Raw genomic sequence first — 23,772 nt, 5'->3', positions numbered from 1 at the left:
TTTGGGATTTCTAGCAGAATTACAGAGCGAATTCTTCCAGAGATTTACCTTCATCCAGTGCTTTTTGGATCACTGAAGGAGTACGGCCTTGGCCTGTCCAAGTTTTTTCTTCACCGTTGGTGTCGATATACTTGTATTTTGCAGGGCGAGGTGCACGTTTGCCTTTTGCTTTAGTTTTAGTTTCGCCTGATAGCGCAGAAATAAGCGCTTCGAGGTCGATACCATCTTTAGCAATTTGTTCAGCAATTGCGGCTAATTTCGCTTCTTGCTCTGCACGAGCAGCAATTTCTTCTGCTTCTGCTTCTTTACGCTCTTGAACGACGGTAGTTAATTTATCTAACGCTTCTTCAAGTTGCTCAATAGTCAGTTCGCGTGCATAAGCACGTAGGCTACGAATATTTAATAAAGTCTTAGTGATTTCCGACATTACCATTTCCTGTTCACAATTTGGATAACGAGTTAATACTAAACCTAGCTTATTATACTGACAAGTTTTCGCTGCAAATATTAAGTCAAAATAGTAAGAAAGTAAAAATATAAAATGATATTTATTTAATGGATTTACTTTTTAGAATACTGCTGAAGCATATAAAAGCATCTGCAGGAAACTTATCATACAGATAAATAATATTAGTTCTATATATCAAGTATTGTGGTGTTTTTTATGAAATAAGTATCAATGAAATGATTGATTTGTGAGCGGCGGCACTTGTTTTTCGTACAGAAAGCTAGTTGCATTGATATTTTTGTTAAGTAAAATGTATCTCACCTAATGCGAAAAGCAGACTAAATGAGCTAAATGAATTGGCTGATTAGGATGAAGTTTTCGCCGTAGAGGAGCGGTTACGAAGAGTATCCACAATTCGGGTGATGCCAATGAATTATGGAAAAAGGCGTTGTCGCCGAAGTCAACTTGCCCATCAACGCAGTTGGCTGGGGTTACATTCAATAGGTGTAACACTGCCATAGTCTATATTGTTGTTAAACTATGGAGCGCTACTGTAGGGTTGGGTGAAGTGTTCGCTTCCCTTTCGCTTAGTTCAACATAAATTAAGCTGACATGATGTCGCTTGATTTGTCTGCAGTAGATCTCTAACCATTTTTTACTGGTTTTGGAAGATCATGAATTTAATCGATTTTGCTTCTTCGCCATTCTCTGTTTTACCACCTCTGGTGGCATTGAGCTTGGCTATTGTGACTCGCCGTGTACTCCTTTCTCTTGGCGTGGGGATATTTTTAGGTGCTTTACTGCTGGCTGATTATTCTATTGGTCAGTCGTTGCAATATATCGCAACACAAGTCGGTAGCGTGTTTGTCAAAGAGGGCGCGATCAATGCTTGGAATATGAGTATTGTCGGCTTTTTACTGTTACTGGGTATGATGACTGCGCTACTGACGTTGTCGGGCGGCACTCGCGCTTTTGCTCAGTGGGCACAAGTCCGGGTGAAAAGTAAACGTGGCTCTAAATTACTGGCGGCATTTTTAGGCGTATTCATTTTTGTTGACGACTATTTTAACAGCCTCGCTGTCGGTTCAATTTCTCGCCCAGTGACCGATCGTTTTTACGTTTCGCGTGCCAAACTGGCTTACATTCTGGATTCCACTGCTGCGCCTATGTGTGTGGTGATGCCCGCCTCAAGTTGGGGCGCGTATATCATGACCATCATCGGTGGCATTTTAGTTTCGCACGGTATTGAGGAGTATTCCGCATTAGGCGCTTATCTGCGTTTAGTGCCGATGAACTTCTATGCGATCTTTGCGTTGCTGATGGTATTTGCGGTGGTGTGGTTCCAAATGGATATCGGCCAGATGCGCAAGCATGAAATTGCCGCTTCTCAAGGGCGTGGTTTTGATGAAGATCCAAGTACAGACGCACAAGAGGCTCACGAGCTCAATGAAGAGCTTGATATTCGTGAAAGTGAACGCGGTACAGTACTCGATCTCGTGCTGCCGATTGTATTTTTAGTCGTTGCGACGATTGGCGCGATGATTTGGACTGGCACAACTGCATTAGCAGAAAGTGGAAAGTCATTTGATATTTTTGGGGCGTTTGAAAATACCAATGTCGGTACCTCATTGGTGTATGGCGGATTAGTCGGCCTAGCTATCGCATTTGTGACCGTTCTTCGCCAAAAATTGCCGGCGACTGAAATCGTAAAAACCTTGTGGATTGGCGCGAAATCCATGTTTGGTGCGATTCTGATCCTGATTTTTGCATGGACAATTGGTTCTGTGATTGGTGACATGAAGACGGGTGCTTACCTTTCATCGTTAGTGCAAGGGAATATTGATCCACATTGGCTTCCGGTCATTCTGTTCATCTTGTCAGGCGCGATGGCTTTCTCTACCGGCACATCATGGGGCACTTTTGGCATTATGCTGCCGATTGCAGGTGATATGGCGGGCGCTACCGATATCGCACTTATGCTGCCGATGCTCGGTGCGGTGCTTGCCGGTTCCGTATTTGGTGATCACTGCTCGCCAATTTCTGATACCACGATTCTCTCTTCGACGGGAGCACGTTGTCATCATATTGACCACGTTGCGACTCAACTGCCTTACGCGTTGGCGGTTGCGTTAGTGTCAGCGATTGGTTATGTGGTGCTGGGAATTTTTGCTTCACTCGGGCTGGCTTTAGCAGCCGCATCCGTGAGCTTTGTGGTGGTTTGCTTAATTTTTGCAGCTCTGTCAAAAGCCAAAGTGAGCAAACAAGTGTCTGCGTAATTCGCATCGCTATAGAGATAAGAGGCCAGTCGGCCTCTTTTTTTATCGCTACCCTAAATTGCAGCTTTGAGTGGTGGTATGGTTTCTTAAAGCCGTCATAAAAAAATAACCAGAAAAGTGTCAATTTGTGGTTGAAAAAAAAACTTAGCTTAGTTAGTGTGAAGGCAGTTCTCAAACAGACAGAAACCACTAAGTATGCGTAATTTCGTAATGAACATTCATCACCATCATCATCCCTAAGGTGTCTTTCGGGAGATGTACGCATACCCGGGGGACAGGAATCTCCCGGAGTTGAAATCAGAGCCATAAAAAGATTCTAACCCTCGGGAGACCAAACCTCCCGAGGGTTTTTCGTTTTAAGCTTTGGAAAAATTATTAAATTCAACAAATTGCAAAGGAAGAATGACATGCAAACACAACGACTAAGAATCGCGATACAGAAAAAAGGCCGCCTCAGCCAAGAGTGCCAAGAACTGCTGAAAAAATGCGGTGTGAAATTCAACATCATGGGCGAGCGCTTGGTAGTTCATTCACTGAATATGCCGATTGATCTGTTGTTGGTGCGTGACGATGATATTCCAGGGCTGATCATGGATGGGGTGGTGGATTTGGGTTTTGTTGGTGAAAACGTGCTTGAAGAAACACGTTTAGATCGCCTCGCACTCAACCAACGGAACGAATTTATCACTCTACGCCGTATGGATTTTGGTGGTTGCCGTTTGTCGATCGCGATTGAAAAAGATGCTGAGTATCGTGGACCTCAAGATCTGAATGGTAAGCGTATTGCCACCACTTACCCACAACTGCTCAAAGCTTACATGGATCGCCAAGGTGTGGATTTCAGCACCTGCATGTTAACGGGTTCGGTTGAAGTTGCACCGCGTGCAGGGTTAGCGGATGCGATTGCGGATCTGGTCTCCACTGGCGCGACTTTGGAAGCCAACGGTCTTAAAGAAGTGGAAGTGATTTTTGAATCCAAAGCGACGCTTATTCAGCGCCCAGGTGCTTTTGCTGCCGATAAAGCCGCACTGATCGATAAACTCCTCACGCGTATGCACGGCGTACAACAAGCCAAAGAATCGAAATACATCATGCTGCACGCTCCGGTTGAGAAGCTGGCGCAAATCAAAACCTTGTTGCCCGGAGCGGAAGACCCAACCGTACTGCCTTTGTCTGCCGACAAATCCAAAGTCGCGGTACACATGGTGAGTTCGGAAAATCTATTCTGGGAAACCATGGAACAACTGAAAGCCCTCGGAGCCAGCTCAATTCTGGTGTTACCGATTGAAAAAATGATGGAGTAAGGCGATGAGAACCGTTGTTTGGCAATCGTTGAGTGAAGCTCAGCAAGAATCGATTTTAGAACGTCCTGCGATTACCGAAGGAGCAAACATCACTGCCGCAGTTGCGCAGGTGATTGCGAAAGTGCGCAGTGAGGGTGATGCCGCACTGTTTGAATTAACTGAAAAATTTGATCGCGTAAAACCTGCTTCACTGCGTGTTTCTCGTGAAGAGATGGATGCCGCCGCCTCGCGTTTGTCGGAAACAATGAAACAGGCGTTGGAGCAGGCATACAACAACATCAGCAAATTCCACAAGGCGCAAAAAGCGCAGCCAATCAAAGTGGAAACCATGCCCGGAGTGGTGTGTGAGCAAGTGACTCGCCCGATCAATAAAGTGGGTCTGTATATTCCGGGTGGCAGCGCACCGCTACCATCAACCGTACTAATGCTCGGTGTGCCTGCGCAAATCGCCGGTTGCCGTAAAGTGGTGCTCTGCTCACCACCGCCGATTGCTGATGAAATTCTCTACGTCGCTAAGCTGTGTAACATTGATGAGGTGTACAACCTAGGCGGCGGTCAGGCAATCGCCGCAATGGCTTATGGCACGGAAACGGTGACTAAAGTCGACAAAATCTTTGGCCCCGGTAACGCCTATGTGACAGAAGCAAAACGCCAAGTGAGTAACGATTTCCGCGGCGCTGCGATTGATATGCCTGCAGGACCTTCAGAAGTATTGGTGATTGCTGATGAAACGGCGGATGCCGATTTTATTGCCGCTGATCTCCTCAGTCAGGCAGAGCACGGCCCAGATTCTCAGGTGGTGTTGGTGACGCCATCTCCGGTGTTAGCCGATCAGGTAACGGATGCAGTGCAAAAGCAGCTTAAAGTGCTTTTGCGCGCCAGTATTGCTGAAAAAGCCTTGGCTTCCAGTCTGATCATTATTGCTGAATCACTCACCCAAGCAGTGTCAATTTCTAACTACTACGGACCTGAGCACTTGATTGTGCAGACGCGCAACCCGCGTGAGTTAGTTCCACTGCTCGATAACGCAGGCTCCATTTTCCTTGGCGATTGGTCGCCAGAATCGGTAGGTGATTACGCTTCAGGTACTAACCATGTGCTACCCACTTACGGATACACCCGCACCTATTCCAGCTTAGGTTTGGCCGATTTCAGCAAACGCATGACAGTGCAAGAGCTGACCGCTGATGGTTTGCAATTGCTCGCGCCCACCGTAGTCACGATGGCGGAAGCGGAAGGCTTAGACGCGCACAAACGTGCGGTTACGATTCGAGTAGAAAAATTACAGAAGGCTCAATAAATTATGGAAAAACTGGCTCGTCAACAAATTCAGGCGTTAACCCCATACCTTTCTGCGCGTCGTATTGGTGGTAGTGGTGATGTTTGGCTCAATGCTAACGAATCGCCTTTTAATAACGAATACAAAACCGATTTTGCGCGCCTTAATCGTTACAGTGATTGCCAACCTAAGGCGATGATCCAAGCTTACGCTAATTATGCCGGAGTACAGCCGGAGCAAGTGCTGACTTCGCGCGGCGCGGATGAAGGGATTGAGCTTTTGATCCGTGCGTTTTGCGAACCCAATCAGGACGCGATTCTTTTTTGCCCTCCCACTTATGGTATGTATGCGATCAGTGCAGAAACCTTTGGTGTTGAGCGTAAAAAAGTGCCGTTGACTGCCGATTGGCAACTCGATTTACCGAGCATTGAAGCCAATCTGGATCGCGTTAAATTGGTATTTGTGTGTAGCCCGAATAACCCGACTGGCAACTTGGTCAAACGAGCTGACATCATCAAACTGCTGGAGATGACCCAAGATCGCGCGATTGTGGTGATGGATGAAGCCTACATCGATTTCTGCCCAGAAGCGTCGACTGTCGATTTGCTCGCCCAATATCCGAACTTGGCGATTCTACGCACACTCTCTAAAGCCTTTGCTTTGGCGGGACTACGCTGTGGCTTCACGCTTGCCAATGCTGAACTCATCAATGTGTTGCTCAAAGTGATTGCGCCTTATCCGGTGCCGATTCCTGTTGCTGAAATCGCGGTGCAAGCCTTATCACCTGGTGGTCTCGCGCGCGCCAAATACCAAGTGTTGGATCTCGGCGCGAATCGAGCTTACCTGCAAGTGGGGCTTTCTATGGTTCCGGGTGTGCATGTTTTTGAGGGCTGGGGTAACTATCTCTTAGTGAAATTCCCTGATGGTAATGCGCTATTTAAAGCGGCGTGGGAGCACGGCATTATTTTGCGCAATTCACCGATTGAAAACTGTGTGCGTATTAGTGTTGGCAATCGTGAAGAGTGTGAAAAAACCGTCGCGTTTATTCGCAACTACTACCAGTAATTTTGTTTACAGCAGCTCGCAGCGCGGGCTGCTGATGAAAAGGACATTCTTGTGAGCAAACAACAAAAACTTCTTTTTATCGACCGCGACGGCACCTTAATTGTTGAGCCGCCAGTGGATTTTCAAGTCGACCGTTTGGACAAACTCAAACTTGAGCCTTATGTGATCCCAAGCCTGCTCAAGCTACAAGAGGCGGGCTATCGCTTAGTGATGGTGACCAATCAGGATGGTTTAGGCACTTCAAGCTACCCGCAAGCGGATTTCGATGCGCCGCATAACATGATGATGGACATTTTTGAATCGCAAGGCGTGAAGTTTGATGATGTGCTGATTTGCCCGCACTTTGAGCGTGATAACTGCTCGTGCCGCAAACCGAAACTAGGCTTGGTCAAAGAGTATCTGCAAGGTGGCAAAGTTGATTTCAAATCGTCAGCTGTGATTGGCGATCGCATGACCGATCTGCAATTGGCGGAAAATATGGCGATTCGCGGTATTCAATACCACCCGCAAACTATGGGTTGGCTGGATATCGTTAAAGATCTCACCACCAAGCCGCGTGTTGCCCAAGTGGTGCGTAAAACCAAAGAGACCGATATTCAGGTTCTAGTCAATCTTGACCAAACTGGCGGTAATCAGATCGAAACGGGTTTGGGCTTTTTTGACCACATGCTGGATCAAATCGCAACCCACGGCGGTTTCCAACTGCAACTGAAAGTGGTGGGCGATCTGCACATTGATGATCACCACACAGTGGAAGATACCGCATTGGCACTTGGGCAAGCACTGCGTGAAGCACTGGGTGACAAACGTGGTATTGGACGCTTTGGTTTCACATTGCCGATGGATGAATGTTTGGCACAGTGCGCGTTGGATCTCTCGGGCCGCCCGTATCTGAAATTTGATGCGAGCTTTAGCCGCCCGCAAGTGGGCGATCTGTCGACCGAGATGGTGTATCACTTCTTCCGCTCATTGACCGATACCTTGGCGTGTACTCTGCACCTTTCATCCAGTGGCGACAATGATCACCACATCATTGAGAGTCTGTTTAAAGCGTTTGGCCGCACGCTGCGTCAAGCCATTACGGTGCAAGGTAACGATCTGCCGAGCAGTAAAGGGGTGCTCTGATGACTCAGAATGTGGTGATTATTGATACTGGCTGCGCCAATATTTCCTCGGTCAAATTTGCCATTGAGCGATTAGGTTATGCGGTGACGATTTCGCGCGATCCGCAAGTGGTACTCGCGGCAGATAAACTGTTTCTGCCCGGTGTTGGCACCGCGAGCGAAGCAATGAAAAACCTCACCGAACGTGATTTGATCGAGCTAGTGAAGCGGGTTGAAAAGCCATTGCTTGGCATCTGTCTTGGCATGCAACTGCTTGGCAAATTGTCGGAAGAGAAAGGTCAGAAAGCCGATGAGATTGTGCAGTGCTTAGGGTTAGTCGATGGTGAAGTCCGTTTGCTGCAAACCGGCGATCTGCCGTTGCCACACATGGGCTGGAACACGGTGCAAGTGAAAGAGGGGCATCCACTGTTTAACGGTATAGAACCTGATGCGTACTTCTACTTTGTGCACAGCTTTGCCATGCCCGTTGGCGATTACACCATTGCCCAGTGCGAGTATGGTCAGCCGTTTAGCGCAGCGATTCAAGCAGGGAACTATTACGGGGTGCAATTTCACCCTGAGCGCTCTTCAAAAGCGGGCGCACGCTTGATTCAAAATTTTCTTGAGCTTTAGGGACAAGCGCTGGTCAAAGCTGGCGCAATACAAGGAACCACAATGATTATTCCCGCATTAGATTTGATTGAAGGTCAGGTTGTGCGTCTGTATCAAGGTGATTACGGACAAGTGACCGAATATAAAGTAGACCCAGCGGAGCAGTTTAATTTGTACCACCAAGCTGGGGCAGGTTGGTTGCACTTAGTGGATTTAACTGGCGCGAAAAATACCGAGGCACGCCAACTGGATTTGATTGCTCGCCTGCTCGCGAGCACACCCGCTAACATCCAAATTGGTGGTGGAGTACGCAGCGAACAAGACGTGGTGGATCTGCTTGAAGCAGGTGCGCAGCGCGTGGTGGTGGGCTCAACCGCGGTTAAACAGCCGCAATTGGTCAAAAGCTGGATGGAAAAATACGGCGCTGAGAAAATTGTTTTAGCGTTGGACATCAACATTGATGAACAAGGTACGCGCAAAGTCGCGATTTCTGGCTGGCAGGAAGATTCCGGCGTGACGATTGAAGCTTTGATTGATGACTACTTAACGGTTGGCTTACAGCACGTTCTGTGTACCGATATTTCCCGAGATGGCACGTTGGCGGGCTCGAACGTTGAGTTGTATCGCGATCTCTGTCGTCAATACCCACAAGTGCAGTTTCAATCGTCCGGTGGCATTGGTTCACTCGCCGATATTGAGGCACTGAAAGGCACAGGCGTTGCGGGTGTGATTGTCGGTCGCGCGCTATTGGATGGCAAATTTACCGCGCAGGAGGCATTCGCATGTTGGCAAAACGGATAATTCCTTGTCTGGATGTACGTGATGGACAGGTAGTGAAAGGCGTTCAGTTTCGTAACCACGAAATCATTGGAGACATTGTGCCACTGGCCAAACGTTACGCCGAAGAAGGCGCGGATGAGCTGGTGTTTTACGATATTACCGCTTCTAGTGATGGCCGCGTGGTTGATAAAAGCTGGGTCGCGCGAGTCGCGGAAGTGATCGACATTCCTTTCTGTGTCGCGGGCGGGATCAAGTCGGCGCAAGATGCTGCGCGAATCTTGGAATTTGGTGCAGATAAAGTCTCGATTAACTCGCCTGCTTTGGCGAATCCACAACTCATCACCGATCTTGCGGATCGCTTTGGCGTGCAATGTATCGTGGTTGGCATCGACTCTTATTTTGATAAAGAAACAGGTCAATATCAGGTTTATCAGTTTACCGGTGATGAAAGCCGCACCCGAGCGACGCAGTGGCAAACTTGTGATTGGGTGCAAGAGGTGCAAAAGCGCGGCGCTGGGGAAATTGTACTGAACATGATGAACCAAGATGGTGTGCGCAATGGTTACGATCTTGAGCAGCTCAATTTAGTGCGCTCGGTGTGCCGAGTTCCGCTGATCGCCTCCGGTGGCGCAGGCGCGATGGAACATTTCGCGCAAGCTTTTACTCAACCGAACGTCGATGGCGCTTTAGCCGCTTCGGTGTTTCACAAGCAGATCATCAATATCGGTGAACTCAAGCAGTATCTAAAACAACAAGGAATTGAGGTGAGACGATGAATCCAGCAAGCCCATTTGCCACGCTAACCGACCGTATTGATTGGCAGAAAGTCGATGGACTTGTGCCCGCGATTGTGCAGGATTTTCAGTCCAGCCAAGTCTTAATGATGGGGTATATGAACCCTGAAGCGTTGCAAAAAACCCTCGATACTCAACAAGTAACCTTTTTCTCGCGCAGCAAACAGCGTTTGTGGACTAAGGGGGAAACCTCTGGTCATGTGTTGCAACTGAAAAACATCGCGCTGGATTGTGACCAAGATACGCTATTGGTGAAAGTGAACCCGATTGGCCCAACCTGCCATACAGGCACCGTGACCTGTTGGGATGGCGATGCACAAGAAGAGTCACAAATGGTTTGGCTTCATCAGCTTGAACAACTGTTGGCTGAGCGAAAAAATGCCGATCCCAGTTCTTCTTACACGGCCTCTTTGTATGCGCGTGGCACCAAACGCATTGCGCAGAAAGTGGGTGAAGAAGGGGTTGAAGTCGCGCTGGCGGCGACGGCAGGGGATAAGGAGGAGCTGATTTGCGAATCCGCCGACTTGATGTACCACTTACTGGTGCTGCTGCAAGAGCAAGGCTTAGCCATGAATGATGTGATTAATAAGCTGAAAGAACGCCATAAGTAATTGGTAGAAGAGTTTATCCAATCCAACAATAACGCCCCATTATTGGGGCGTTATTGTCTTCCTACTTCAAGCTGCAGCGGTGTTGGCTGCAACTCCAAGTAGTTTGGCTATATATCGTTGATTAATCAGAGTGTTAAAGCGTCACTTCCCGCCACTCACCGGGCTGCAAATCTCCCAAGTTCCAATCGCCCATGGAGTAACGAATTAAACGTAGAGTAGGGAAGCCGATGTGCGCCGTCATGCGTCGCACTTGGCGATTACGCCCTTCCATCAAGGTAATGGCTAACCATGTGGTAGGAATCGCAGCGCGAAAACGCACCGGCGGATTGCGTGGCCAAAGCGTGGGTTCGGGCATGATGTCGACTTTCGCCGGTAAAGTCGGACCATCTTTTAAGGTCACTCCGTGGCGCAATGCCTCAAGGTCGCTCTCTTGTGGCGCACCTTCAACTTGCACCCAGTAAGTTTTTGGCGCTTTGGATTGCGGCTGAGTCAATCTGGCCTGCAAAATCCCATCATTGGTTAAAATGAGCAGCCCTTCACTATCGCGATCCAAACGGCCTGCTGCGTAGACATCCTTAATTGGGATGTAGTCGGCCAAGGTTTTTCTTCCATCCCCATCGGTAAATTGGCTTAAAGTGTCATAAGGTTTATTAAACAGGATCACTTTACGCTCAGCAGGAGAAAGGGGGCGCTTAGGTGACAAAGCCGTTTGAGTGGCATTTTTTTTCTTGTTAGCAACACTCTTTCGATTTGATCTCGTTGGTGGATGGCCAGCGTTTTTCGCGGCTCTTTGTTTAAAATGCGACTTTCGTTGATCGGAAGAAGAGGAGGTGGCATCGCTGGACAAGCGAGATGACATGTTAAGCACCTTGCAAAAATGTAAATAAACTGTGTTTGAAAGTTTTCCGCAGAGGCGAGATCGGCTATCATTTGCGCGCCCTGGAAAAGGTTTAACGAACAAGATAATAGACTATTGTCTTCAATTTGTTTAATTATAAATACCTTCACTCAAGGACGAGCTCGAAGGCGGCTCAACGTCATTCGAACACAGGATTTGCAAGAGTGAGAAGATCGTACTCAGGTTGAGGGGATGTCGCCGACTTGAGTACGGACAGTCACACAGTGTCATTGCATCCAATGGTGCTGTTAGAACAGATAGGGAAAGTTCATGCCTACCAATAAACCTACAATTATTTATACCATTACTGATGAAGCCCCAGCGCTGGCAACGTATTCATTACTGCCGATTATTCAATCATTTACTGCTTCATCAGGCATTAACGTAGAAACACGCGATATTTCATTAGCTGGCCGTATTCTGGCTAATTTCCCTGAGCATTTGACCGAAGAACAACGTATCAGTGATGCGTTAACTGAACTCGGTGAGTTAGCAAAAACGCCTGAAGCGAACATCATCAAACTGCCGAATATTTCGGCCTCTGTTCCCCAGCTCAAAGCGGCAATCAAAGAGCTGCAAGATAAAGGCTACGCACTGCCTGATTACCCAGAAGAGCCGAGCAGCTACGAAGAGGAAGCGATCAAAGCGACCTATGACAAAATCAAGGGCAGTGCGGTAAACCCTGTATTACGTGAAGGTAACTCCGATCGCCGTGCGCCAGCCTCGGTGAAAAACTACGCCAAGAAAAACCCGCACTCAATGGGTGCCTGGAGTAAGGATTCTAAATCCCATGTCGCGAGCATGAGCGATAAAGATTTCTTTGGTAGTGAAAAGTCAGTCACGGTCAGTGGCGCAACCAAAGTTGCGATTGAGTTTGTCGGTAAAGATGGTGCAGTGAAGGTGCTGAAAAAACCATTCGCACTGCAAGATAAAGAGATCATCGATACCAGCGTGATGAGCAAAAAAGCGCTGATTGCTTTCTTTGAAAAAGAAATCGCTGATGCGAAAGCGCAAGATGTGCTGTTCTCACTGCACATGAAAGCGACCATGATGAAAGTCTCAGATCCCGTGATTTTCGGTCACGCGGTGAAAGTGTACTACAAAGCCGTTTTTGACCAATATGGCCAACTGTTCGACCAATTGGGTGTGGACGTCAATAACGGCTTAGGTGATGTTTACGCGAAAATTCAATCGTTACCAGAAGCGCAACGCGCAGAGATTGAGGCGGCGATTCAAGCGGTATATGCCACTCAACCCGCTCTGGCGATGGTTGACTCTGATCGCGGCATTACCAACCTGCATGTACCAAGTGATGTGATTGTTGATGCCTCCATGCCTGCAATGATCCGTACTTCTGGCCAAATGTGGGGGCCAGATGGTAAGCAGAAAGATACCAAAGCGACGATTCCCGATCGCTGCTACGCGGGTGTTTACCAAACCGTTATCGATTTCTGTAAACAGCACGGCGCGTTTGACCCAACCACTATGGGCAGTGTGCCAAACGTTGGTCTGATGGCACAAAAAGCAGAAGAATACGGTTCACACGATAAAACCTTTATTCTTGATGCTGAAGGTGTCGTGCGTGTGATTGATGAAGCGGGTAAAGTGCTTCTGGAGCAAATTGTCGAAGCTGGCGATATCTTCCGTATGTGTCAGGTGAAAGATGCCCCTATCCAAGATTGGGTAAAACTGGCGGTAACTCGTGCTCGTGCTTCAGGTACACCAGCCGTTTTCTGGCTTGATCCAGAGCGTGCACATGATGCTGAACTGATCAAAAAAGTGAATCAGTATCTACCAAATCACGATACATCAGGCTTGGAAATCAAGATCCTGTCTCCTGTTGATGCAACGCAATACTCACTAGTACGCATGAAAGCAGGACAAGATACCATTTCCGTAACGGGCAACGTATTGCGTGACTATCTAACTGACTTATTCCCAATCCTTGAACTGGGTACTTCAGCGAAAATGCTCTCTATCGTTCCGTTGATGAACGGCGGTGGCTTGTTTGAAACGGGCGCGGGCGGCTCTGCTCCGAAGCACGTACAACAAGTACAAAAAGAGAACCACTTGCGTTGGGATTCACTGGGTGAGTTTTTGGCGTTAGCCGCATCTCTGGAGCACTTGAGTGTGGTCACTGGCAATCGCAAAGCACAAGTGTTGGCGGATGCGCTTGATAAAGCGACGGGTAAGTTCCTCGATATGAACAAATCGCCTTCTCGTCGTGTCGGTGAAATTGATAACCGTGGTAGCCATTTCTATTTGGCAACTTACTGGGCACAAGCGCTGGCTGAACAAACGGCAGATGCGGATCTCGCGGCTGAATTTGCGCCAATTGCCAAACAGTTGGAAGAAAATGAAGCACAGATTGTGGCTGAACTGAATGGTGCGCAAGGGAAGCCAGCCGATTTGGGTGGCTATTACGCCCCTGAGTTTGCTAAGGCTGCTCCGCTTATGCGCCCTAGCTCGACCTTCAACGCGATCATTGACCGTTAATCTGGCCTAACCGCCAAAATAAAACCCGCCCAAGTTGGCGGGTTTCTATTTTTGTGCTTTGCAAATTGCCAAAGCACGCTAGTATGGCAATTAATCCACTACTTTGCTGATTGTCCCTCGACCGGCACAACGCAGCTTGCGTGGTATCCCTTAGGACCTTGCTCAACCTGATAAGAAACCTGTTGACCGGCTTTGAGTGTACGGTATCCGTCCATCTGAATGGTTGAGTAATGAGCGAAAATATCTCCGTCTTCACCTTCTGGGCAAATAAAACCGAAGCCTTTGGCATTATTAAACCATTTCACTGTACCTGTAGCCATGCTATACATCCCTCATGCATTTTATAACTGATGTTTTAAGAGTAACTTCATTACGTCTATGACTTTAATGAGATCTCAAAAGTGAATAGCGATTCAGCCTATGCTTAACGTTAGTCACTAATTGACCAATTTAGACGATGATTGAACGCAGTCAATAGGACGAACGTATAAAAGCACACAGTTTGATATGAAAAATCAATTTTGCAATTGCAATTATATAAATTTGTCATTTGCAAATCGCGAAGCAAATTATTAACAAGCTTGCATATTGGTGTCGGTAAAGTAAGCAATCGCACTATTCGTGATCGTCATTCGCAATGTTTTATTTGCAGCGTTACAATTGCTGCATTAGTCTCTAAGTAAGAGGCGAAGTCCATTAAAGTGCGAATTCAATCAGCGAGTAAAAATGGCTAGTTTTACAGCACTTTATAGTTGAATTCTCTGTAAGAAGCCCTCAAATATTGAAGTGTCATGAGTAAAAACTTTGAATGGATCTCTCCAGACTTTGATTTGCTGGAGAAAGAAAAAACGGCGGTTAAGCCACCATCTATGTATCACGTGGTATTAAACAACGATGATTACACACCGATGGACTTTGTAATTGAGATTCTTGAGCGCTTTTTCTCTATGGATATAGAGAGAGCGACACAAGTGATGCTCAAAGTGCATTACGAAGGAAAAGCAATATGTGGCACGTTTACTGCAGAAGTTGCAGAGACGAAAGTCGCTCAAGTTACGATGTACTCAAGGGAAAATGAGCATCCACTTTTGTGCACGATGGAGCAAGCGTAAGCTTGCCAGACAACGTGGTTGTTCCTTAAGGAGGCCTTATGCTTAACAAAGAATTAGAGTCTAGTCTAAACGGCGCGTTCGCTCGGGCACGAGACAAAAGACATGAGTTTATGACCGTCGAGCACCTCCTACTTGCATTGTTGGACAACGATGCAGCGCGGGAAGCCTTGTTAGCCTGCCAAGCTGATATCGATGTGTTACGCCGTGAGCTGGATACTTTTATCGACCAGACCACGCCCCTTATCCCCAAAAATGATGACACTCGCGAGACGCAACCGACGTTGAGTTTCCAACGCGTACTGCAACGTGCTGTGTTCCACGTACAATCTTCTGGTCGTAGCGAAGTGACCGGAGCAAACGTGCTGGTGGCGATTTTCAGTGAGCAAGAGTCGCACGCGGCCTATCTGCTCAAGAAAAATGACATCAGCCGCTTGGACATTGTTAACTTTATCTCGCACGGCATTACCAAAGCGTCTAACCATAGCGAAGACTCTTCTTCCGATTCGTTTGGCAGCAGTGACACTTCTGAAGAGGTGAGTGCTGACGAGCGTTTGGAAAGTTTTGCTACCAATCTTAATCAGTTAGCAAAACAAGGCCAGATCGACCCACTGATTGGCCGTGACAAAGAGTTGGAACGTACGATTCAAGTCCTGTGTCGCCGTCGTAAAAATAACCCACTGCTGGTGGGGGAAGCGGGTGTCGGCAAAACCGCGATTGCGGAAGGCTTGGCATGGCGAATTGTTGAAGGCAATGTGCCGGAAGTGATTCAGCGCAGTGTGATTTATTCACTGGATATTGGTTCGCTGTTAGCGGGCACGAAATATCGTGGTGATTTCGAAAAACGTTTCAAATCGATTTTGAAACAGCTTGAGAAAGAGAAAGACGCGATCCTGTTTATCGATGAAATTCACACCATCATAGGTGCGGGTGCCGCTTCTGGTGGTCAAGTCGATGCAGCCAACCTGATTAAGCCTCTGCTCAGTAGCGGTAAACTGCGTTGTATCGGCTCAACCACCTATCAAGAGTACAGCAATATTTTTGAAAAAGAGCGTGCACTGTCTCGCCGCTTCCAAAAGATTGATATTGTTGAGCCTTCATTGGACGATACCACCAAGATTTTGATGGGATTGAAAACCAAATACGAAGCTCACCATGATGTGCGCTATACCAATAAAGCACTGCGTGCTGCGGTTGAACTTTCAGCCAAATACATTAACGAACGTCATCTGCCTGACAAAGCGATTGATGTGATTGATGAAGCTGGCGCTCGGGCTCGTTTGATGCCAGCAAGCCGTCGTAAGAAAACGGTCGGTGTGGCGGAAATTGAATCCATGGTCGCCAAAATGGCGCGGATCCCAGAAAAATCCGTCTCCTCTTCTGATAAAGACATCCTGAAGAATCTGGATCAGAAGATGAAAATGTTGGTGTTTGGTCAAGATGCGGCGATTGATGTCCTGACAGAGGCGATCAAGCTGACCCGTGCTGGATTAGGCGCAGAACATAAGCCAGTCGGTTCTTTCCTGTTTGCAGGCCCAACTGGGGTTGGTAAAACAGAAGTGACTCTGCAGCTTTCTAAGCTGCTCGGTATCGAACTGCTACGTTTTGATATGTCGGAATACGGTGAGCGCCATTCGGTAAGCCGTTTGATTGGTGCTCCTCCGGGTTATGTGGGTTATGACCAAGGTGGTCTGCTGACTGATGCTGTCATCAAGCATCCTCACTCCGTTGTGCTTCTTGATGAGATCGAAAAAGCGCACCCCGATATTTTTAACTTGCTATTGCAGGTGATGGATAACGGTACGCTGACGGATAACAACGGTCGTAAAGCCGATTTCCGCAATGTGATTCTTGTGATGACCACCAACGCGGGTGTGGCCGAAACGGTGAAAAAATCGATTGGTTTGATCCAGCAAGACAATAGTCATGATGCGATGTCGGAAATTAAAAAGGTGTTCACACCCGAATTCCGTAACCGTCTTGATCACATTATCTGGTTCAATAGCTTAGATGAGCGTGTGATTCATCAAGTGGTCGATAAATTTATCGTGGAACTGCAAGCTCAGTTAGATGCGCGTGGCGTTTCTCTGGAAGTTTCGGAAGATGCCCGCCACTGGTTAGCAGTGAAAGGTTATGACCGTGAGATGGGCGCTCGTCCGATGGGACGTGTGATCCAAGAACAACTGAAGAAACCACTCGCCAATGAGCTGTTGTTTGGATCGTTAGTCGATGGTGGCACAGTGAAAGTGACGCTGAGTGATGACAGACTGGCTTTCGAGTATTTCGGCACTCGCGAAGAAGTGGTTCACTAGACGTCTCACAATACGCAAAAGGCACCGCAAGGTGCCTTTTTTGATCCACAGTATTGGATAACTCAAATTTAACTGAGCAAGATAAAGATGGTGCCCGTTAAGGTCATCAGAATATTGGCGATTGCATAGGTACCCGCGTAGCCCAGTGCTGGAATGGTAGACTTAGCGTATTCATTAACCACATCCATCGCCGGAGCACAGGTTCGCGCGCCAATAATCGCACCAAACAATAGAGCGCGGTTCATCTTTAGAATGTAGGCGCCAACCAAGTAAGCGAACACGACAGGTATGACGCTCACTAAAAAGGCTAAGCCGATCACTTGCACACCTACTTCGGAGAGGTGCTGGAACATTTTGCTACCTGCATTAAGACCGATCCCAACCATGAAGATGGCCAGACCAAGGTCTTTGACCATATTGAGTGCGCCTTGCGGAACATAACCGAAAGTCGGGTGGTTGGCTCGCAAAAAGCCCAAAGTGATACCAGAGAGCAGTAGCCCCACCGCATTACCTAAGCTAAATGAGACTTGGCCAAAGGTCATGGTGACCAAACCAAACAGAATGCCAAGAATAAAAAAGCTACAGAAGGCAAGCAGATCAGCCATTTGGCTGTGTACTGAGATAAAACCGATTTTATCTGCCAGCCCCTTTACTTTGCTTTTCTCGCCGCTGACTTGCAGGACATCGCCTTTGGCGAGCACGATATCCAGATCCATCGGCATTTCGATTTGCGCACGAACGACTCGGTTAAGGAAGCAGCCGTATTCCGAAAGATTAAGATCGGAGAGACGTTTTCCCGCAATGCTGTCACTTTTTACTACGATCTCTTCTTCTGAAATTCGTAGGTCGAGTAAGTTACGGTCAAACACTTCTTTGCCGTTGCGAAAGCTCGGGTCAAGACGAGCGTGACTATCTGGGAAACCTACGAGAGCAATTTCATCCCCTTCTTGCAAAATGGCATCACCATCAGGATGAGCCAAAATACCATGTCGGCGGATCCGCTCAATATAACAGCCTGTTTGACGATAGATACCCAGCTCGCGCAGATTACGGCCGTCGATCCAGTTAATCAGTTCAGGTCCGACTCGATAGGCGCGGATGATCGGCAGGTAGACTTTACGCTGACTGCCTAACCCTCGTTCTTGCGCGATCTGTTGAGCCGAATCGGACAGGTTTTGCTTTTGCAACTTAGGGAGTAATTTAGCAAACATGATCATGCTGATAAGGCCGATCAAGTAGGCCATCGCATAACCGACCGAGACATTATCTAGAATCAGTGACAAATCCATATGTCTTGGTACCGCGGCAAGTCCAGAATTGAGCGCATCCTGAGCACCTACCAGTACGGGCGTTGAGGTTAATGCGCCCGCCATCATCCCAGCGGCTAAACCGTAATCCAGATTAAGATAGTAACCACCAAAGTAGGCAATCCAAGTTGCTGTGGTCAACACCACCAAGCTTAGAATTAAGTAGTGCTTACCATCGCGGAAGAAAATACCAAAGAAGTTAGGGCCAGCTTCAATACCGACACAGTAGATAAAGAGCATAAAGCCGATGGTGAGTGCTTCTGGTGTAAAGGAAAAGCCAAGATGCCCCATGATTAGAGAGGTGATGAGTACTCCTATCGAATTACCCAACTGGAAGCTGCCAAAGCGAATTTTCCCGAAAGAAAGACCAATGGCGAGGACAACAAATATCAGCAAAATTGGATTTTGCTCTAGCAATAAAACGACGTCGATGTTCACGATTTAACTCAATTCACGCGTGACAAGAGGGGAAATAATAAAATTTTGGGAATTGTATCTGAATATTGCAAAAAGATAAGTGAATTTTTGTGCAAATGTGCATTCTTTGGAGCGAAATAGCTAAAAAATCCTGAATTAGCAGAATCTCGCACTAACAAAAAAGCCTGCGATATTCACAGGCTTTTTCGACTTATCATTTTATTAGTCAAATAGACCTAGATTTTCTTTTGCGTACGCTTCGAAGTCTGTGCAGCCGCCGATGTGTTGTTCATCGATGAAAATCTGTGGAACGGTTTCGACTGGCTTACCGATGGTTTTTTCTAGATCGGCTTTAGTGATGCCTTCGGCGTGGATATCAACATAGCGGTAGTTAAAATCATCACGCTTTGCTTTCAATGTTTCAGCATGCTCTTTGGCACGAACACAGTAAGGACAGCCAGGACGACCAAAAATGACCACAAACATATCTTTCTCCTTCATTTTGTTTGCGGGTACTATGCCCGATTCAAAGGGGGAAATAAAGCGTGATTTTCCCTCTTGATTTAATAGATAAAAACAATGGTTTTACTCTATGCCTCGCTTTTTCTCACCACTCTTCTTGGCTCGCAGTTATCATGGAAGAGATTGAAAATACTCAATTTCTATGTGAGGCTGTGCAAGAACTAGCAGATTTTTTGTGGTTAATTTCGGCAAGTTGCACTGGGTCAAACAAATTTCTCCCATTTGGGCGCAAGCTTAGCACTATCGGATGTGTAAAGGCCTTGGAGGGAGCATGTTCCAGTTTATGACCGCGACACGGATTATCTTTGGTGAGGGGTCGCTAGAGAGCTCCCTTTCGATAATCAGCCAGTACGGATACAGCGTGCTACTGGTCTCGGGGAAAAACGCTGAGCGCTATGCTCCTCTAACGGCCTATCTACAACAGCAGAACATGCGTTACCAACATGTTGCAGTTTCTGGCGAGCCCAATATCACAATGGTTGAAGAAGCCGCGATGCTCGGTCGTCGCTTTAAACCTGATATGGTGATTGCGATAGGCGGCGGTAGTGTGCTGGATATGGGAAAAGCGGTCGCGGCGATTATCCCCAATCAAGGTAATGTGTATGACTATGTTGAGGTGGTTGGGCGCAGTGTGCCACTCAAAGCCAAACCACTGCCATTTATCGCGATTCCGACTACTGCCAGCTCGGGATCTGAAGTGACGCGTAATGCGGTGCTGAAATCGGCGCAAGACAGAGTCAAAATTAGCTTGCGCAGTCCTGAGATGTTAGCAGACGTTGCAATCATTGACCCCACTTTGACTTACGGTACGGATCCTGTGACGTCCGGTCGAGGAGCCATGGATGCGTTTACTCATCTTATGGAAGCTTACGTGTGTGGAGAGCCCAATCCTCTAACCGATATGATTTGTGAGGAAGGGTTACGGCGTTTAAGCCGAGCGATGATCGCGGGCTGCTTGCGCGATGATAAAAAAGCACGGAGTGATCTATCCTTCGCTGCCATGCTGGGTGGGATGGCGACAACCAATGCCAAATTAGGGGCCGCCCATGGATTGGCTTCTGCTCTGGGCGGCAAATTGGATGCGCCACACAGTGTGATTACCGCGCGACTTGCGCCGATTGTGATGCGAGAAAATATTGATGTGGCTAAAGAGGCTGGGCGCAGTGATATTCTACAGCGCTACAAGATCGTTTCGCGCATTCTGACTGGCCGTAAAAATGCCTGTGTGGAAGATGGCATCTTATGGGTCAATATGATGCTAGAAAAATTATCGATTCCTAATTTGACCGATTTTGGTGTCTGCGCGACCTCTTTTGAACGCGTTGCTGCAGATGCACTGAAATCGACGGCGATTAAAGGTAACCCGATCCCTTTGACCATGGAGCGCTTGACTCACATTCTGCATCAAGTCTGCTCTTGTCAACCACTTGCGGCGATAGAGCCCCGAGCATCACAAGGTGAGGTGGAGATTCGCCATTTGCTAAAAGAGGAAGGGAGCCGGTTGAGCGGGCAACATTGAGCCTATTCCTCCTTATTGGAAGCCATCGCTATTCTGACTCAAAATGAAAACGGAGCCACTGGGCTCCGTTATTCTGTCTTTGTGTGTGGCCTAGTAAGGCGGTAGTTTGTCGTAGCGAGAATCTTTCAGCACTTCTTTCACGCGCTTAAGATTTTCTCTAAAGCCTGAACCTCGGCGCAAAGTAAAGCCGGTTGCCAATACATCGATCACTGTCATTTGCACTACGCGACTTGCCATTGGCATATACACGTCTGTGTCTTCAGGCACATCTAAACAGATCGATAATGAACTGGCTTTGTCCAGTGGTGAATCTTTAGCGGTAATCGCGATCACCGTTGCTCCGTTTTCACGAGCAAGATTAGCGATTTCAACCTGACTTTTGGTGCGGCCAGTATGAGAAATCAGCACAATCACATCATTATCGGTGCAGTTGATACAGCTCATTCGCTGCATCACAATATCTTCAAAGCAGCTGATCGGGATATTGAAGCGGATAAATTTATTCTGTGCATCGCGAGCGACCGCAGAGGACGCGCCTAAGCCAAAAAACGAAATACGTTTTGCTTGAGTGAGCAGGTCAACAGCACGGTTGATTTGCACGGGATCCAAACTGTTTTTCGCCACATCCAGACACGCCATGGTCGATTCGAAAATCTTGTGGGTGTAAGCATCTGGGCCATCATCCTCTTCTACGTTACGGTTAACGTAAGGCGTGCCGTTTGCAAGGCTTTGAGCTAAATGCAGTTTAAAGTCCGGAAAACCTTTGGTATCAAGGCGGCGACAGAAACGGTTCACCGTAGGTTCACTCACGTCCGCCATTTTCGCCAGCGTAGCAATGCTGGAATGAATAGCGGTTTGTGGTGATGCCATAATCACTTCGGCAACCTTACGCTCAGACTTGCTAAAATTTTCCAGGTTTTTTTGAATTTTTTCTAATGTATTCATAGTGTTCACGCAGGCTAGAGAACAACTCGTTGGTCTGGGCTTTGGAAACAATAGGGGAGAAATCAATGGCTTCCAAATGCTAAACCCACCAACGCCAATAAGCCGAGTATAAACCTAAGCGTGATGGATCCAGAAACGAAACTCTCAGAAAGACCGTGAGAATATGACAAGCCTCAATTAAATTTTATAAAAACTACACTTTTGAGGTGTGGTGTTGCCCATATCTGGTGCTTCTAGCCCATGATTGACGCAAGAGTTACAGCAAACTGAAATTTTATTTCTGTTTGCTGTAACTCTTAGCGAAGGATTATTGGTTCAGAATGCATTGGGTCAGATGTTCGATTTGACGCATCAACTTTGGCGCTTGTTGCGCGATTTCTCGTTGTTCATCCAGCACGTTATGCAAAATTTCTTTGGTTGTCAGCGGGTTGGCCAATACCACTCGGAAGACTATGGTTGCCAATTTATCCCATTGGTGTGGATTGAGCTGGGTACGTGATACAAAGGATTTACCCGTTTCCCTCTGTTTCTTCTGAATAAACTTAGTGAGTTCGTTCAGTAGCTCATTCAACTGGGCACGTTGTACCCCTTGCGATTTTTCTAGCGCCATGCGGACATGCGCGGGTAAATATCGATAAGTCAACAAGCAGAGTTCTGGTTGCGAAACCAACTCAAAGTCAGCTTGTGCGTCAATCAGGTCGGCAAAATAACGCGCTTTTTCAATACTTTGGTCGATAAGTAACTGATAGCCTGGGCGGCTAATGATGTGCATGCTGGCGTAAACCAACATCGCCATGCCTGAGCGTGATCCTTCTAGGGTATGGCTACCCAAATCTTTAGAGCCTTGACGCAAAATGTACTGGGCATGATGCTCTATTGAGCGCATCGCATTCGGGTCTTTAAACAAGACCATACCCGCACCCATAGGGATGTAGAGCTGCTTATGAGCATCAATGGTCACTGAATCGGCCAACTCGACACCATCAAGCAACCCACGATACCGGTTTGACATTAACGTCGCGCCGCCCCAAGCCGCATCGATATGGAAGTGGATCTGTTCACGCTGACAAATCTGAGCAATGGTGCGCAGTGGGTCAATATTGCCGGTTTCTGTGGTGCCGGCGACTCCGACAACGGCAAACACTTTGATCTTATTGGCTTTTAACTCGGTGATTTTCTGCTCTAGATCGTGTGGGCAGATACGGTTATGCGCATCGGTTTTGACCGCGACCAAGCCTTCTTGGCCTATACCCAGCACATCGGCCGCTTTTTTCAACGAGTAGTGGCCTCGTTCGGAAACCAAAATGGCTAAACCTTCATGACCGTAGTGGCGCATGGCTTTGAAGAGCCCCGCTTTTTCAACGCCGGGGAAATCGCCTTCTGCTTTAAGCGCATTATTGCGAGCAACCCAAAGTGCCGTAATGTTGGCGATGGTCCCGCCTGAGCAGAAAGCGCCGAGTGAGTGCTCAGCACTGTGCATCCACTGTTGATAGAAGTGATCCGTCTCGCCATAAATCAAGCGATGGATCATGCCTAGCACCTGACGCTCTAGCGGCGTGAATGCCTTCGAGGTTTCAATTTTGACCAGATTCTGGTTGAGAGCGATCATGATTTTTGACAGCGGCATCAGGAAGTAGGGCAGTGCCGATGTCATGTGGCCAATAAAACTGGGCGATGCCGTGTGCACCGAGTGTGACACCAGAGTATCCAGTAAATGTTGGGTATGATCGGAAACGAATTGAGGCTGTTCGGGGATGTGCGCGTTGGAAAAATCTTTCTCAATCTCTTTGAGCGGCTTTTCTTCTGCCACAATGTGTTTGCGCAAGAAGTGGTTTAAATTGCGAGAAAGCTCTTCATCGATTTTGGTTAATGTTGAGTCTGGACCTTCCGGTACGGTGAAGATCTTGAGCAGAGAATCGAAGTTGACTTGCGCGGATTTGTGTTCTGATACCATACAGCGTCGTTATTATTCTGA

At 47.5% G+C, this 23,772-nt stretch carries 20 protein-coding genes, 1 riboswitch and 1 other annotated feature; of the genes, 13 read left to right on the top strand and 7 right to left on the bottom strand.

Annotated features, from left to right (window positions below; translation table 11 throughout):
* Nucleotides 1–19: 19 nt before the first annotated feature.
* Entirely contained in the window at nt 20–427 is a 408-nt protein-coding gene (locus tag CEQ48_RS13110; RefSeq protein WP_001290200.1) for an H-NS family histone-like protein, read from the bottom strand.
* 397 nt (nt 428–824) lie between these two features.
* Nucleotides 825–1,007: riboswitch (Lysine riboswitch) on the top strand.
* A gap of 115 nt (nt 1,008–1,122) precedes the next feature.
* On the opposite strand from CEQ48_RS13110, the gene CEQ48_RS13105 reads away from it, so the two are divergent.
* From CEQ48_RS13105 to hisIE, 9 genes are all read left to right on the top strand, one after another.
* Nucleotides 1,123–2,724: a Na+/H+ antiporter NhaC family protein gene (locus tag CEQ48_RS13105; RefSeq protein ID WP_089071548.1), complete on the top strand. Its 1,602-nt coding sequence runs from the start codon at nt 1,123–1,125 to the stop codon at nt 2,722–2,724.
* A 218-nt stretch (nt 2,725–2,942) separates the two neighbouring features.
* Nucleotides 2,943–3,076: a sequence feature (His leader region), on the top strand.
* A gap of 55 nt (nt 3,077–3,131) precedes the next feature.
* Nucleotides 3,132–4,028, top strand: a complete 897-nt coding sequence (gene hisG, locus CEQ48_RS13100) for an ATP phosphoribosyltransferase (RefSeq protein ID WP_001194701.1) — start codon at nt 3,132–3,134, stop codon at nt 4,026–4,028.
* Between the two features lie 4 nt (nt 4,029–4,032).
* Complete coding sequence (gene hisD / locus CEQ48_RS13095) at nt 4,033–5,328, top strand: histidinol dehydrogenase (protein WP_089071547.1); 1,296 nt, start codon at nt 4,033–4,035, stop codon at nt 5,326–5,328.
* Nucleotides 5,329–5,331: 3 nt separating this feature from the next.
* Nucleotides 5,332–6,372, top strand: coding sequence for a histidinol-phosphate transaminase (gene hisC, locus CEQ48_RS13090; protein WP_089071546.1), 1,041 nt, complete (start codon nt 5,332–5,334; stop codon nt 6,370–6,372).
* Nucleotides 6,373–6,423: 51 nt separating this feature from the next.
* Nucleotides 6,424–7,497, top strand: a complete 1,074-nt coding sequence (gene hisB, locus CEQ48_RS13085; protein WP_089071545.1) for a bifunctional histidinol-phosphatase/imidazoleglycerol-phosphate dehydratase HisB — start codon at nt 6,424–6,426, stop codon at nt 7,495–7,497.
* A complete protein-coding gene (gene hisH / locus CEQ48_RS13080) occupies nt 7,497–8,108 on the top strand; it encodes an imidazole glycerol phosphate synthase subunit HisH (protein WP_000193249.1) in 612 nt (203 codons plus the stop codon). The genes hisB and hisH overlap by 1 nt, the downstream gene beginning before the upstream one ends.
* 42 nt (nt 8,109–8,150) lie before the next feature.
* The gene (hisA, locus tag CEQ48_RS13075) at nt 8,151–8,888 is read left to right on the top strand and encodes a 1-(5-phosphoribosyl)-5-[(5-phosphoribosylamino)methylideneamino]imidazole-4-carboxamide isomerase (protein ID WP_089071544.1); all 738 of its coding nucleotides are present in this window, start codon (nt 8,151–8,153) and stop codon (nt 8,886–8,888) included.
* A complete protein-coding gene (hisF, locus tag CEQ48_RS13070) occupies nt 8,870–9,643 on the top strand; it encodes an imidazole glycerol phosphate synthase subunit HisF (protein ID WP_089071543.1) in 774 nt (257 codons plus the stop codon). The genes hisA and hisF overlap by 19 nt, the downstream gene beginning before the upstream one ends.
* On the top strand, nt 9,640–10,272 hold the full coding sequence (hisIE, locus tag CEQ48_RS13065) for a bifunctional phosphoribosyl-AMP cyclohydrolase/phosphoribosyl-ATP diphosphatase HisIE (protein WP_001067502.1): 633 nt from the start codon (nt 9,640–9,642) through the stop codon (nt 10,270–10,272). The genes hisF and hisIE overlap by 4 nt, the downstream gene beginning before the upstream one ends.
* Before the next feature lie 133 nt (nt 10,273–10,405).
* On the opposite strand, the gene rluE is transcribed toward hisIE, so the two are convergent.
* Nucleotides 10,406–11,131, bottom strand: coding sequence for a 23S rRNA pseudouridine(2457) synthase RluE (gene rluE, locus CEQ48_RS13060; RefSeq protein ID WP_089071542.1), 726 nt, complete (start codon nt 11,129–11,131; stop codon nt 10,406–10,408).
* A 309-nt stretch (nt 11,132–11,440) separates the two neighbouring features.
* On the opposite strand from rluE, the gene CEQ48_RS13055 reads away from it, so the two are divergent.
* On the top strand, nt 11,441–13,666 hold the full coding sequence (locus CEQ48_RS13055) for an NADP-dependent isocitrate dehydrogenase (protein WP_089071541.1): 2,226 nt from the start codon (nt 11,441–11,443) through the stop codon (nt 13,664–13,666).
* 98 nt (nt 13,667–13,764) lie between these two features.
* Here CEQ48_RS13055 and cspD read toward each other — a convergent pair whose 3' ends face one another.
* Nucleotides 13,765–13,986, bottom strand: coding sequence for a cold shock domain-containing protein CspD (gene cspD / locus CEQ48_RS13050; protein WP_181710748.1), 222 nt, complete (start codon nt 13,984–13,986; stop codon nt 13,765–13,767).
* A gap of 471 nt (nt 13,987–14,457) precedes the next feature.
* Between cspD and clpS the strand changes: the two genes are divergently transcribed.
* A complete protein-coding gene (clpS, locus tag CEQ48_RS13045; protein ID WP_000041728.1) occupies nt 14,458–14,778 on the top strand; it encodes an ATP-dependent Clp protease adapter ClpS in 321 nt (106 codons plus the stop codon).
* A gap of 38 nt (nt 14,779–14,816) precedes the next feature.
* The gene (clpA, locus tag CEQ48_RS13040; RefSeq protein WP_089071539.1) at nt 14,817–17,087 is read left to right on the top strand and encodes an ATP-dependent Clp protease ATP-binding subunit ClpA; all 2,271 of its coding nucleotides are present in this window, start codon (nt 14,817–14,819) and stop codon (nt 17,085–17,087) included.
* A 68-nt stretch (nt 17,088–17,155) separates the two neighbouring features.
* On the opposite strand, the gene CEQ48_RS13035 is transcribed toward clpA, so the two are convergent.
* Nucleotides 17,156–18,832, bottom strand: a complete 1,677-nt coding sequence (locus CEQ48_RS13035; protein ID WP_089071538.1) for an aspartate:alanine antiporter — start codon at nt 18,830–18,832, stop codon at nt 17,156–17,158.
* Nucleotides 18,833–19,033: 201 nt separating this feature from the next.
* On the bottom strand, nt 19,034–19,297 hold the full coding sequence (locus CEQ48_RS13030) for a GrxA family glutaredoxin (protein WP_000498418.1): 264 nt from the start codon (nt 19,295–19,297) through the stop codon (nt 19,034–19,036).
* Nucleotides 19,298–19,604: 307 nt separating this feature from the next.
* Between CEQ48_RS13030 and CEQ48_RS13025 the strand changes: the two genes are divergently transcribed.
* Complete coding sequence (locus CEQ48_RS13025; protein ID WP_032473039.1) at nt 19,605–20,852, top strand: iron-containing alcohol dehydrogenase; 1,248 nt, start codon at nt 19,605–19,607, stop codon at nt 20,850–20,852.
* Nucleotides 20,853–20,942: 90 nt separating this feature from the next.
* Here CEQ48_RS13025 and CEQ48_RS13020 read toward each other — a convergent pair whose 3' ends face one another.
* Together CEQ48_RS13020 and panP are read right to left on the bottom strand one after the other, a co-directional pair.
* Complete coding sequence (locus CEQ48_RS13020; protein WP_001093848.1) at nt 20,943–21,797, bottom strand: MurR/RpiR family transcriptional regulator; 855 nt, start codon at nt 21,795–21,797, stop codon at nt 20,943–20,945.
* A gap of 307 nt (nt 21,798–22,104) precedes the next feature.
* Nucleotides 22,105–23,751, bottom strand: coding sequence for a pyridoxal-dependent aspartate 1-decarboxylase PanP (gene panP, locus CEQ48_RS13015; RefSeq protein WP_000253193.1), 1,647 nt, complete (start codon nt 23,749–23,751; stop codon nt 22,105–22,107).
* Nucleotides 23,752–23,772 lie beyond the last annotated feature (21 nt).

The sequence above is a fragment of the Vibrio tarriae genome (genome assembly GCF_002216685.1).
GTDB classification, from domain to species: domain Bacteria; phylum Pseudomonadota; class Gammaproteobacteria; order Enterobacterales; family Vibrionaceae; genus Vibrio; species Vibrio tarriae.
The sequence above is the reverse complement of the archived record's forward strand: the minus strand, read 5'-3'. Positions and strand labels throughout refer to the sequence as shown.